13 protein-coding genes are annotated in these 12,434 nt (G+C 57.3%); 10 read left to right on the top strand and 3 right to left on the bottom strand.

The genetic code is table 11. The features are described 5' to 3' along the window. The first annotated feature begins 1 nt into the window (after position 1). From BW919_RS01895 to BW919_RS01870, 6 genes are read left to right on the top strand one after another with little or no spacing between them, the layout of a single operon-like run. Positions 2-550, top strand: a complete 549-nt coding sequence (locus tag BW919_RS01895; RefSeq protein ID WP_088335256.1) for a TRM11 family methyltransferase — start codon at positions 2-4, stop codon at positions 548-550. A gap of 8 nt (positions 551-558) precedes the next feature. Beyond that, a complete protein-coding gene (locus tag BW919_RS01890) occupies positions 559-1,200 on the top strand; it encodes a phosphatidylserine decarboxylase (RefSeq protein ID WP_232452925.1) in 642 nt (213 codons plus the stop codon). A gap of 6 nt (positions 1,201-1,206) precedes the next feature. After that, on the top strand, positions 1,207-1,911 hold the full coding sequence (gene pssA, locus BW919_RS01885; protein ID WP_088335252.1) for a CDP-diacylglycerol--serine O-phosphatidyltransferase: 705 nt from the start codon (positions 1,207-1,209) through the stop codon (positions 1,909-1,911). A gap of 4 nt (positions 1,912-1,915) precedes the next feature. Continuing rightward, a complete protein-coding gene (locus tag BW919_RS01880) occupies positions 1,916-3,028 on the top strand; it encodes a DUF515 domain-containing protein (RefSeq protein WP_088335250.1) in 1,113 nt (370 codons plus the stop codon). Between the two features lie 22 nt (positions 3,029-3,050). Continuing rightward, on the top strand, positions 3,051-3,893 hold the full coding sequence (locus BW919_RS01875) for a hypothetical protein (RefSeq protein WP_198324638.1): 843 nt from the start codon (positions 3,051-3,053) through the stop codon (positions 3,891-3,893). Beyond that, on the top strand, positions 3,890-4,378 hold the full coding sequence (locus tag BW919_RS01870; RefSeq protein ID WP_088335246.1) for a class E sortase: 489 nt from the start codon (positions 3,890-3,892) through the stop codon (positions 4,376-4,378). The genes BW919_RS01875 and BW919_RS01870 overlap by 4 nt, the downstream gene beginning before the upstream one ends. Here the strand turns inward: BW919_RS01870 and BW919_RS01865 are convergent. Next, positions 4,375-6,633, bottom strand: coding sequence for a DHH family phosphoesterase (locus BW919_RS01865; protein WP_088335244.1), 2,259 nt, complete (start codon positions 6,631-6,633; stop codon positions 4,375-4,377). The two genes, BW919_RS01870 and BW919_RS01865, sit on opposite strands and share 4 nt — an antisense overlap. A 21-nt stretch (positions 6,634-6,654) precedes the next feature. Then, positions 6,655-7,839 (bottom strand): DegT/DnrJ/EryC1/StrS aminotransferase family protein, encoded by a 1,185-nt coding sequence (locus tag BW919_RS01860; RefSeq protein WP_088335242.1) that lies wholly within the window; start codon positions 7,837-7,839, stop codon positions 6,655-6,657. A 27-nt stretch (positions 7,840-7,866) separates the two neighbouring features. On the opposite strand from BW919_RS01860, the gene BW919_RS01855 reads away from it, so the two are divergent. The 4 genes from BW919_RS01855 to glyS are packed head-to-tail and all read left to right on the top strand — an operon-like array spanning position 7,867 to position 12,021. Further along, a complete protein-coding gene (locus tag BW919_RS01855) occupies positions 7,867-8,139 on the top strand; it encodes a 50S ribosomal protein L35ae (RefSeq protein ID WP_088335240.1) in 273 nt (90 codons plus the stop codon). 34 nt (positions 8,140-8,173) lie between these two features. Next, positions 8,174-9,325, top strand: coding sequence for a tRNA (guanine(10)-N(2))-dimethyltransferase (locus tag BW919_RS01850; RefSeq protein ID WP_088335238.1), 1,152 nt, complete (start codon positions 8,174-8,176; stop codon positions 9,323-9,325). Beyond that, positions 9,310-10,290, top strand: a complete 981-nt coding sequence (locus BW919_RS01845; protein WP_088335236.1) for an orotidine 5'-phosphate decarboxylase / HUMPS family protein — start codon at positions 9,310-9,312, stop codon at positions 10,288-10,290. Before BW919_RS01850 ends, BW919_RS01845 begins: the two co-directional genes overlap by 16 nt. A gap of 15 nt (positions 10,291-10,305) precedes the next feature. Beyond that, on the top strand, positions 10,306-12,021 hold the full coding sequence (gene glyS, locus BW919_RS01840; RefSeq protein ID WP_088335234.1) for a glycine--tRNA ligase: 1,716 nt from the start codon (positions 10,306-10,308) through the stop codon (positions 12,019-12,021). Here the strand turns inward: glyS and BW919_RS01835 are convergent. Beyond that, positions 11,975-12,424, bottom strand: a complete 450-nt coding sequence (locus BW919_RS01835) for an SAM-dependent methyltransferase (protein WP_157665873.1) — start codon at positions 12,422-12,424, stop codon at positions 11,975-11,977. The genes glyS and BW919_RS01835 overlap by 47 nt on opposite strands. Positions 12,425-12,434: the final 10 nt, after the last annotated feature.

Genomic DNA, 12,434 nt, shown 5'->3' with positions numbered 1-12,434 from the left:
CATGAGCGTATGGGCGTTCGTCAGAAAAGCGCTCCGCGAACCGCTCCGAGTAGGTGCGCCGGCTCCTACCCGCCGGGAAACCGCTGAATTCATGGTCCGAACTGCGGGTGTTGAGGAAGGAGATTTCGTAGTGGACGCGGGTACTGGGAACGGAGTCGTCGCCATCGCGGCAGCAGAGGTGGGGTGTGAAGTGCTGGCCGTCGACGTCGATCCCGAGATGATCGACATGGCCCGGAGGAACGCGAAGGAGTACGGAGTGGAGGACTCCATCGAGTTCGTAGTCGCGGACGCACGCGAGTTACCAGAGCTCGTAGATAACGTCGACGCCGTACTGTCAACGGTCCCCGTCAAAACCGTGCCCGAGCCCCTCGATTTCCTCCGATCCTGCGCGACGATTCTTAAGACTTCAGGCAGGTTCGTGCAGCTGACGCACTGGCCTGGATACTTCACTAAATTACTCCATCACGAGGTCCCACTCCGCGTGTTGGAAAAGCACCTGAAGTGGGTGCACATCGTCCCAGGGTTCGTATTCGTCTGCGAGCGGGTGTGAGCGATTTGATGGCGCCCGGGTGGTGGAAGTTCGTAACACCACCGGCGGCCCTCGGTGCAGCACTGTTCCCATGGTCTCGTACCTTATCCCTCCTCTGCTTCGGAACCGCGGCGTTCCTAGCGTTCTTCTTCCGTAACCCACCGCGTGAACCTCCTTCTGACCCCTCCCTCGCGGTATCACCCGCGGACGGTAGACTGCTGGGTTACGTGATGGAAGCCGGAGAGGCATCCGACGACGAGTTGAGCTCGTACTTAGACGATCCGATAACGGTGTCAGTGTTCATGTCGCCGCTCGACGTGCACGTGAACCGCGCTCCGCTCGACGGAAGGGTCGCGGAGGTCGAGATTTTAAAAGGACGGTTCCGTCCGGCTTTCCGGAAAGACTCGGCCACCGAGAACAACCGTGCGGTGCTGCTGTTCGAGGGCGACCCCCCGTTCGTCGTCCGTCTAGTATCGGGGGCGGTCGCCCGCAGGATCGACCTGTACGTGCAGGAGGGAGACGATGTGAACAGGGGGGAACCGATCGGCATGATCCGATTCGGGTCAAGGGTCGACCTGGCCGTTCCCCGAAATAATGTGGAGGACTTACTCGTACGTAAGGGGGACAGTGTAAAGGCCGGCGAGACTCCCGTGATCAAAGTGAAGAGGTGAGGTAACGTGGAGCGTTGGAAGATCTCGGAGCTTATCACACCCGCGTGCGTGATATCGCTGACCAACGTGGTCTTCGGAACGCTTTCGCTCTTGGCATCGATCTCGGGGTTCCCGGGCGCGGCCGCCAGGTTCATCATCCTCTCTTTCATCGCGGACTCGTTGGACGGGTTCGTAGCCAGGAGGATTGGGGAGGAGTCCGAGTTCGGGATGAACTTGGACTCGTTGGCAGACTTGGTCTCGTTCGCGGTAGCACCGGCCATGCTGGTCGTCACCGCCGGCCTCGTGCCGTCTCCGGTGTGTTACTTGCTCGCTGTCCTGATGGTTTGCTGCGGTGCCCTCCGACTCGCCAGGTTCAACGCGATGTGCGTTGACGGGTACGACCCTAATGAGTACTACCTCGGCCTTCCAGTCCCGTGGGTTGGAACGATTACAAGCTGCCTCTATTTCCTAACCGTCGACCTGGGTCCGTCATACCTGTGGTACGTCCTCAACACCATTATACTGGGTACTTCGACTCCACTGATGATTTCGTCGGTCAAGTTCCAGAGCCTCAAGCGTCCCCATCCGGCGATCTTGGCCGTGGGGGGTCTGTCGTTCCTCGTGCTCTTGTTCTCGCCCTTGATTCCACCGGATGAAATAAAACGGGGGCTGGAAGTTGTCGCTTCGGTCACGGTGACGGTGCTACTTTCGTGGTACATAATGAGGGGGTGAGAGAGTGCTTCCGCGGCCGCCGGTGAAGCCCACGAACTTCGTAGAGATTCCGGAAGAGAGACGCCACGCCGTGATCGGAGCCATCGTCATAGGATTGGTTTTCCTGGCCGCCGGTGGTGGGGCATACTACTTTTTCGTATATAAACCATATGTAGAGCAGTTGGAAAAACTTCGTGCTCAAAAGTTGAAAGAGTTGAACACGTATTTCACAGGACCACTTGCGTCTTCACCAACACGGACTAAATTGCAGCAGCAAATACTTTCAGCAGAGACTCCAGAGCAGTTACAAGCAATTGATGTAGTGGGTGCTGCAACGGTAGAGTGGAGGAGATATTTAGCTAATCAGATTAAGGCTAATCAAAAGAATGGAAGGGTGGAATTAGTTACGTCTCAGGGTCCTCAATTGCTTACCGTTAAGGATGCATTGAACAAAATAAAGACGATGGGTGTCGACCAACTGATGAAAGTTCAAGTGAAACGGCCCGAAACAGTGTTGATAGCGATTTGGGCAGATCCAAATAAGACAAGTCCTATAAGGGTGGGCGATAGGGTAACTCTTTCTATCACGAACTGGGCCATTAAGAAGATCGCTAAAGTTAAAAGTAAGGAGGCGTATAAGGGACCAAACCAAATAAGTGGAGCTGTGGTAAGGTACATCATGCTAATTAAAGGTGGGTTACCGGATAATTTCAAAATCGATCTAGTATCGGCGTCCGCGTTGGAGACGTTGTACCGCACTGGCAGTTCGGATTTAGCCCTCAGAAAAGTGATATTCCCAGCGGGTCTTGTTACCGGAAGAGCGTACGCCGTAGCCGGTAGGACAAACGTTTCCTACAAGCTTAAAAATTATCCTGGGCTCGAAACAACCGTCACGTCACCACACCTGTCCCCTGTAGCTCTCGTGGACCTTCGCGACCTGGTAAAGGCCATGGCCGTGGAAAAGGCACGCCGAGGAGGAGGTTTCATCCGTCAGTTAATGAGCATCGAGAGGAGGGAGGGTATCCGGAGCTGGGAGAACTTACTTGTAATCGTTGAAATACCGAAAGATGCGGCTCAACCTAAGGTGTTAATAGCATCGAGTGTCAAAGGAGGGATTTGGATACTGCCGGAGACATAAGCACACTGTGGGGGAGCGACCGTTGAAAACACCCTCGATGATGATAATAACGTCATTAACGTCATTGATGTTACTATTGTGCTCGTACATCACATATGCTGAGTCGGTGAGTAATTCCCTCACGGTAGCTCAGATTGGTGGAACTCCGGAGCAACCTGCTGGCCAACCTGCTGGTCGGCAAGGACAATCGCAATCCCCGGTAGTGATCTCGAAGCTCATAATCGAAGCACAAGCGGTGGGTAAAGACGCCAAAAAACCTAGGGAATCGGACATAGGTATCCAAGGCGCCGAGGTCAAAGAAGTCAAGATCTCCGGATCGAGGGCGTATGCCAAGATCGTGGCGAAAAACGTTCCCCTAGAGGGAGGTTTCCCACTCATGGTGAACGCTGGTTGGCCGTTCAACATGAGTGAGTGCTCCTACGAACGGATCTCGGTCTCCATGGAGTTAAAGGCCAACGCTAACAGCGCTCCAGAGACGGAGTTCAGTGGGGTTGTCGTCCTTTCGGATGGCAGGCTGGTCGAAGCCGACCCGAGGCCCGCTAAAGTGAACGACAACGTTCCGGTCTGGAGAATCGGTGTCAAAGACGGCAAAGTGACGATCAACGGCAGGACGTACGGCCCATTCCCGGAGATTAGATACGTCATGGAGTACGGTAAGGGGGCCGGCACTGGAGTCGGAACCTCGGTAGGTTCAGGCAGTTCTGCCGCTGGTGAAACTGGCGCCGGTGGTCCCGGAGGTGCTGGTGCGAAGGAGTCCGTCACGGCGGGCCAATACAAAACCGGTGAATCCTTATTCCTGATCTTGGCGGTGGTGCTGGCGGCTGTGGTCGGGTTATACCTGGTCTACAGGGGTCTCAGCAAGTGAGGTTTAGGTACTTGATTCCGGGAATTCTCCTGCTCGCTCCATCCACGACGTACTTGGGATACCTCGCGGCTAAGGAAGTCGCTTACCTCATGTACCATGAATCCGTGTCGATACCCGAATGTGAGTTGGTCATTCCAAAGTTGGGTCTCCGTGAGCGAATCAACACGACCTCACCCGATTACGGTGTGTACTACGAGATCACGACGCCCCCGCCCGGTAAAAAGGGGATCACGGTGTTCTACGGTCATCGCACCCTCTTTGGGTCTCCTTTCTTGCATCTCGACGAGTTAGGGAGAGGTGACAAGGTTGTAGTGTATTGGTTTGGATCCAAGTACGTGTACGAGGTGTACGATAAAGTGGTAGTGCCTCCGGATTATGCCATCGACCCGGATATGTCGAGTAAGGACGAGCTGTGGTTGGTCACTTGCACACCTCTTTCCACGGCGCGCGAGCGACTCATCGTGAAATGCGTACGTGTAGGCTAAGAAGTGGCGTCCCTCAGAATCTTTTCGACCAGCGCCTTAAGGACCTTGTTTCGATGTGCTTCCACGAACGATATCGAGCCGGCTGTCTCGTGACCTCCACCCTCCACCGCGGCTTCCGGCATCTCTTCCTCCAGTTCCGATACGATATCGTTGAGGTTTATCCCTAAGTTCTCCGTGGCCCTGATCACCGCGAAGTCCGGTCCGTATGCGATTGTCACTACCTTCGCATCGTCGCCTTCCTCCTCGACCTTCAGGTCGTGGACGAGCCCGCACGTCTTGCCCGGGCCGGGGTACTCGAACTTGCGGGCGTACTTATCCACGTCCAAGGTGACCACCTTCACGCCGTCCGCCTCATACTCCTTGATCCCATTCAGCGCGGCTTCCAACTGCCGCTCGCAGGCGATTTTATGCTGCCTGTAGAGGTTCTCCACCAGCCGTCGATGCCGATGCTCGTCCCCTGTAGTGCCGAGGACATCGTTCATCAGGTGCCTCCCCGGGGTGTGACGTAGTTGGAACGCCTGGAAGTCGACGCTATCCGCGATCTTCCTCAGCCACTCCCTGTCGAAGCCGGCCTCTTCGGCGATCTCTAGGTACTGCTCAGCCTCGGGAGACTCGGCGTGATCTCCAAGACACGCTACCGCCGGGAGATGCTTGATCCTGTCCTCCACCTCCGGATTGATGAGCCGGGCGATCTCTACGGCTAGAGCACCTGCCGGGATGTTCTTGCCATCACCACCAGCCGCGTAGGGGTTCACGTGTACTTTCACGTGTTCGTCGATCAGGAACTCCTCCAGTCCGTCCTCCGGGTTCTCCCCTATTGCTTCGCCCGGGTAATGGTGGTCGATGACTAGGACGTCGACGCCATATGCCTTCATTTCCTCGATGGCGGGCACGTCCTCCTCTGTGCATCCGATGTCCAAGAGTACCAGGAGGGGTACCTGATGGCTGTACCTGTGGACGTCCTCCAATGCGTGGTTCAGGTCCCGTGAGGCGTCCTCAAGTGTGTATATAGGTGCCTTGTTCGGGAACCGCTTGTAGAAGTGGTACTCCGCCTCCGGGTCTGGGTTGTTTTCTCTCAGGATCGGTAGTATAGCTTCCTCCAGCGCTACTCCTCCCGAAATACCGTCGGCGTCCGCGTGGTGACGGATCAGGATGGGCCGACCTTCGAGTACGGCCCGCTTGATCTCCTTCGCCACTTCGCGCATCCGCGGCCACAGACGCTCGATGATCTCGCTGTCCACCATAGGCTTCAAATCCTCGGGCGGCTCGGCCTCCCGATCGAGCGCCTCGTCGATGGCTCGTTTGATCTCGATTCTCTCCGTCCCTACGAGTTTCTCCATGTCGAGGATCTCGACTTGGAGCTGGCCGTCGTGCGTGGTGACCTCGCCGATCACCCGGACGTAATCACCCGCCTCGATGTCCGGATATGCCCTGATCCCCGGTCCCTCGAAGGCAGCCATCCAGATGCTACCGCTTTCGTCTCGTAACGTGAATACGGTCGGTCCGGGTGTCTGCTGCACGTGGATGATCTTACCTTTGATCAGTACGGTCTCACCGATCTTCGATTCGTCGATGTCGCGTACGAGTACGCGCTTCAGCTTTTTCTCCACGACCTCCTCTCGATATCTGTCGGGCCGTGGGTCGATACCTTCGATCGTGAAGTCGATCTCACCGTCCTCCGGTCGCACGTCCGTGACCTTCACTACCACCTCGTCACCGATCGAGAAGTCCTGAGGCTCCTTGTCGCCCATGTCACGACGGTGTAGTAATCCGAGGGTTCTGTCGTTTAATTCGATGAAAACTCCGTACTTCTCGACACGACTTACTTTACCTTTGTACAGCTCGCCCTCTTCGACGTCCTCGTACCCACACGCCGGCGAGAGGACCTTCACCTTCGGCATCTTCTCCCTGCGGATCTGCTTGACTTTCTTCCAGCACTCCTCGCATAGGTCCTCTTCGACGTCTGGATCCAATTCTTTCCCACACTCTCGACACTTCACGATGTAACCGGTACCACCGCACCTGTCGCATTCCTCGTAGACGGTTATCGTACCCTTACCCTGACACTTCGGGCAGGGGACGTCACGTGAGCTTGTGAGATCATACCCTTCGACGGCGTGCTGAGCAGCTCCTTTGAAGTGTTCGCTGATGTCCACGTCGCCTACGAATCCGCTACCGCCACATCTGGGACATTCGGTCTCTCCGACTGGGATCTTTCCCTTCCCATCACATTTAGGACACTTCTCGCGCGGCAAGCGCGTTCCCCTCGTGTGAACCTATCTGGAAAACGCGGAAACGACCTTCTCCACGGCTTCCACAACGTCCTGACGGTCCTTCTCCGACAGACCTGGGTGTACCGGGATGGATAGTACGGTCTCGGCCGCACGCTCCGATTTCGGAAGCTCCATGGCGTAGTAACCACGCCTAAGGTACGCGGGTTGTCGGTGCAGCGGAGTCGGGTAATGTACGGCACAATCAACTCCCTCGGCGCGAAGCGCCTCCGCGAACTCGTCTCGTGTGCAGGATAACTCCTCCACGTTAACCCTGATCGTGAACTGATGGTAAACGTGTTTCGCCCAGGACTTCTCGGTCGGTAGCTCGATAAGGGGTTCTAAATCAGCCAGTTCCTTGAGGTAGTAGCGAGCGTTCTCCCTCCTCCGCTCGTTGAACTCCTCCAGCCTCCGGAGCTGAACGGTCCCGATAGCCGCGGCGATGTCCGTCATCCGGAAATTGTACCCTATCTCCACGTGGTCGTAGCGTTCGCGCTCACCATGTGAGCGGAGCATCCTGGCCCGCTCGGCCAGTTCCTCGTCGTCCGTGGTGATTGCCCCTCCCTCTCCCGTTGTCATGTTCTTGGTCGGATAGAAACTGAAGCAGGCGGCGTCTCCCAAGGACCCTGCCCTCTTACCTTTGTACTCGGCTCCGTGGGCCTGTGCCGCGTCTTCGATTACGATGAGATCGTGCTCCTCCGCGATCTCCAAGATCGGATCCATGTCGGCTGGGTGACCGTAGAGATGCACTGGGACCACTGCTACGGTGCGGGGGCGTAGCACGCGGTCTTTCAGGAGCTTCACGACCTCCTCAAGGGAGTATGGATCCATACAGTACGTTTCCAGATCGATGTCCACGAACGCGACGTGGGCGCCCACGTGTAAGGCGGCGTTCGCAGTAGCGATAAACGTAAAAGACGGAACGATCGCGAGGTCGCCCGGACCGAGCCCGGCGGACTCCAGGGCGAGCTGCAGTGCGGTCGTGCCCGAACTCGTCGCGATGCAGTGTTCACATCCGACGAACTTGGCGAACTCACGCTCGAACTCCTCAACGCGTGGTCCTTGAGCGAGCTGGCCCGATCGAAGGACTTCCGTGACGGCACGAGCCTCCTCATCACCCAGGATAGGTTGAGCTATCGGTATAGGATCCTCCCTAACCGGTCTGCCTCCATCGATGGCGAGCTTGGACAACTGGTCTCCCCCAGGGGGTAAATAGTCGTGAGTGAGGTCAAGCGAGGTGTGATAGTGAACTACCGCGTGGGAAGGCACACGCAGGATCCCAGGCAGTGCATAATAGAGTTTGAGGGTGTCGAGAACAGATCAGAGGCTGCCCAGTTGATCGGTAGGGAAGTCATCTGGAAGCATCCTGAAACGGGTAGGGTGATTCGTGGTAAGGTGGTCGATACTCACGGCAACAACGGGGCCGTACGTGTCCGGTTTGAGCGTGGTCTCCCGGGCCAGGCCTTGGGTACCGAAGTGACACTGAAGTGAGCGCACCTTCAGGGGCAGGGCTAGGGATAGGTCGATGGAGATTGAGACAATCACCGAAGGCCGCACGCTGCTGAAAGTCCCGAAGACCCGCGGGCAACCTTCCTCCAGAGACCCAGTGTTCTACAACCCCGCAATGCAACTGAGCCGTGATTTAACGGTATCCTCGCTGGTACAATACGACCCGAAGATCGTGTGTGATCCGCTGGCGGGAGTAGGCGCTCGCGGGATCCGCATCGCAGTCGAGTTGAACCCTGAGGTAACCGTCCTTAACGATCTCAACCCCCGTGCGGTCGAGCTGATCGAGGAGAACGTTCGGTTGAACGACGTCGAGGACGTCTGCAGGGTCGAGAACCGTGATGCGAATGCCTTGATGCACGAAGATGAGCTGTCAGGTCGTTTCGATTACGTCGATATCGATCCGTTCGGGCCCCCGGTTCCGTTCTTGGATGCTGCCGTTAGAACGGTCCGAAACCGTGGCGTGATAGGGGTCTCTGCCACCGATGTCTCGGCCCTCGCCGGGCGCTACCCGAGCTCGGCCCGTAGGAAGTATTGGGTAGAGGTCGAGCGCGTCGAGTTCTACCAGGAAGTTGCTATCCGTACGCTGATTTCGTACATCGTCCGAACGTGTGCGAAGTACGACCTCGCGTTCGAACCCCATATTGCGTTCTTCCAGCGCCACCACGTGCGCGTAATCGGAGAGATCCGAAGAGGAGCCCGCCGAGCCGATCGAGCGTTAAAACAGCTCGGTCACCTTCTGCACTGTCGTGAGTGTGGGTACACCTCAGAGCGTGAGTTCGATCGTGAGTGTCCGCGCTGCGGGTCTGGGAGCGTAGCAAGGTTGGGACCACTGTGGTTGCCCGACTTCGCGGACAGAGAGCGGGCCGAACGTGGGGCTTCGGACGCCCGCGAACTCGGGTTCGAGGAGGCTTCGGAACTCTTGGAGACTGTGGCGGAGGAGGTCGGGACGAATCCTTGGGCTTACGATATCCACCGATGGGCGTCGAGGTTGGGCTTATCCAGGGTGCCGAGCCTGACCTCGGTACTTGAGGGGCTCCGTGAGGAGGGATTCAACGCAGTACGTCCACACTATTCAAAGAGAGCCGTCGTGAAAACCGATGCGGGTCCGGAAGAGTTCGAAGCCGTCCTCACAGAGGTGGCGGGGGACAGCGGATGCTTACGCAAGTAGCGTTGGACCTTACGTCTCTACCCAAGGCCATCGAAATAGCCGAGGCGAGCGTGGAAGCCGGTATTCACATACTTGAGGTCGGAACACCGCTCATCAAGGCCGAAGGATCGCGGGCGATCGAACGGTTGGCCGAGGAGTTTCCGGAACGTCCAATAGTCGCCGACACGAAAACGATGGACGTAGGGGCACTGGAGGCGGAGCTATCGATTAAACATGGGGCGAACTTGGGATGCGTACTGGGTGCGGCTCCCGAGGAGACGATCCGATCGTTCGTCACCAGAGCACACGAGCTCTGCGCTGGGGCGTTAGTGGACACTATCGGTGTCAATCCCGTAAACGTTCTGTCGAAGTTGGAGGGACTTGAGGAACTCCCGGACTACCTCCTGCTCCACGCGGCTATCGACGAGCCGATCACTGGGGAAGAGCTACTCCACAAGTTCGGGGTCGACCGGTGTCCCGCGAGAACCGCGGTCGCAGGTAGCCTCACCCCGAGGAAGATAGAAGAGCTGGATGGCGTGGACTTAGTGATCGTTGGCGGATACATCACGTCCTCCGAGGATCCCTCGAAGGCCGCGGAGGCTGTCGTAGAAGCCGCCAGTGTGGAACCTTACGATTTCAGACCCGACGAAGACCAACGTGAGGCGTTGCTTGGTATTCGTAAACACAGTACCGTTGGACTCGTCGTCAAGGATCCTGAGCGCGTCTCCGAAGTCTTGAACGCGGCTATCCAGCTCGTGGAATGGGTCCGAAACGAGCCCAGCTTGCGTACCGTCGGTGACGATGACTCGGATCTCGTACCGAAGTTCGAGGATGACGGGCGCGATCTCACCCTGGTCCTGGGAGCAGAGGAGTTCGATCGGGAGGACCTCGAGAGTATCGTCAAGGAGAGTGTGAAGACGATCCTCGTAGCCGAGGAACATGTACTCAAGCTGTACGGGGTAGCAGAAGCAATCTACGAGATATGAGGTGGGGGCACGGAATTGACCGAGGACATCTACGAACGCATCATGGAGATCGCACGCCGACGCGGGTTCATACTGCCCGCGTTCCGTATCTACGGGGGAGCCCGGGGCTTTTACGACTACGGTCCCCTGGGAGCACTTCTAAAGCGGAAAATCGAGGAGAAGTGGCGCGAGTATTACGTTCATAAGGAAGGTTTCATGGAGATCGAAGCCCCCAACCTGCTCATAAGTGAGGTGTTCGAGGCTTCCGGTCACGTCGAGCACTTCATAGATCCCATGACTCATTGCAGCGAGTGTGGTGAGTTCTTCCGCGCCGATCACTTGGTCGAGGAGGAGCTTGGAGTCGATGCCGAGGGAATGTCGCCCGAGGAGTTGGAGGACTTGATCCGTGAGCACGACCTACGATGTCCCGAGTGCGGTGGGAAGCTCGCCGAAGTCACCGAGTTCAACCTGATGTTCGACACGAACATCGGTCCCAAGGAAGGTCGAACGGGATATCTACGTCCGGAGACCGCCCAAGCTATCTTTATTCAGTTCAAAGACCTTTACAGGTGGGCGCGACAGAAGCTTCCCTTCGGTGTCGTGCAGATAGGTCGCGCGTACCGAAACGAAATCAGCCCGCGACAGGGTGTGATCCGTCTCCGCGAGTTCACTCAGGCCGAGGCTGAAGTTTTCTTAGACCCCGAGGAGAAGGAGTACCCCGGGTTCGAACGCTACGCGGACGAAGTCCTGAAGTTCTATCCCATAGAGGAACAACGGAAAGAGGACGGTGAGATGCTGGAGATGTCCGTTCGTGAGGCCGTTGAGGAAGGCATGGTCAGTCAACCAATCGGCTACTTCCTTGGTCTCACCAAGCGTATGCTCAACGAGATGGGGATTCCGGACGAAGCCATTCGATCGCGTCAGCATCTCCCAGAAGAGCGGGCACACTACGCCAGCGACTGCTGGGACGTGGAGGTGAAGCTGGAGCGGTTCGGATGGGTTGAAGTCGTCGGGATCGCGGACAGGACGGATTATGACCTTAAGAAGCACTCGGAACACAGTGGAGAGAACCTACGGGCCTTCCGCGAGCTGGAGGAGCCCAAGGTCATCTACCGCCCGGAACCCGTGATGGAAGAGCTCGGACCGAAGTTCATGTCGGACGCTCCGAAGATCGCGGAAGCGCTACGTCGAATCACCGCGGAGAGCGAGGATGAGCTGAAGGGAGGTCTCACTGTCGAAGTCGACGGCGAGGAGGTGGAGGTGCCCCAGGAGTGCTACGAGATTATCAAGGAGAGGGTCACGGGCGAGTGGTTCTACCCGCACGTGATCGAACCTTCCTACGGTATAGATCGTATCCTGTATTGTGTCCTCGAACACAACTTCGACCCTGAGGAAGGCGTGTTCAGGTTCCCGGCCTGGTTAGCGCCGATCGAGGTAGGAGTGTTCCCACTGCTGAAGCGCAGCGACATGGTCGAGTACGCCCGACGCGTGGCCCGTATGCTACGTGAGGAAGGATTTACAGTCGAGTACGACGACTCCGGTTCGATAGGCAGACGATACGCTCGTGCCGACGAGATCGGTGTTCCGTACTGCGTCACCGTGGACCACGAAACACTCGAGGATGATACGGTGACTATTAGGGACAGGGACACGACCGAGCAAGTCCGTGTAGAGGTCGGAAAGCTAGCGGACGTACTACGCGGGCTCATCGATGGTAACCTCGAGTTCGAGGAGGCCGGCGACCCTGTGTGACTCTCTCGACCCACTCAGGTACCGACACCTCCCCGTCGGGCTCGTCGTAGTCAGGTAGGTACGGTTTCATATCGACTACTGGCGACCCAGTTCGGGCGTCTAGGCCGGAGACTCGAAGCTCGCCGGAGCTCAGACGGACCTCCAGTATCCGACAAAGCGTCAGGAGCACGGGATTCGGCCGGTCAGGGCTCCTACAGGCGAAAACGCCGACGAGCTCGGGGACTCTCCCGTGAACGGGTCTCACCTTCGTAACGGTCCGATCTGCTTCATGCCCCCACCACAGTATCCAGACGTGGGAGAATCCCTCCAACCCCTCGAGGCACTTCCTGTATCTCTCCCTTACTCTCACGATTCCTTCTTCGTCCGTACTCTTGACGACCAACCCTATCGGTATCAGACGCAACGATACATCG

This window comes from Methanopyrus sp. KOL6 (assembly GCF_002201915.1).
In the GTDB taxonomy this organism is placed as follows: domain Archaea; phylum JAADCQ01; class Methanopyri; order Methanopyrales; family Methanopyraceae; genus Methanopyrus.
The sequence above is the reverse complement of the archived record's forward strand: the minus strand, read 5'-3'. Positions and strand labels throughout refer to the sequence as shown.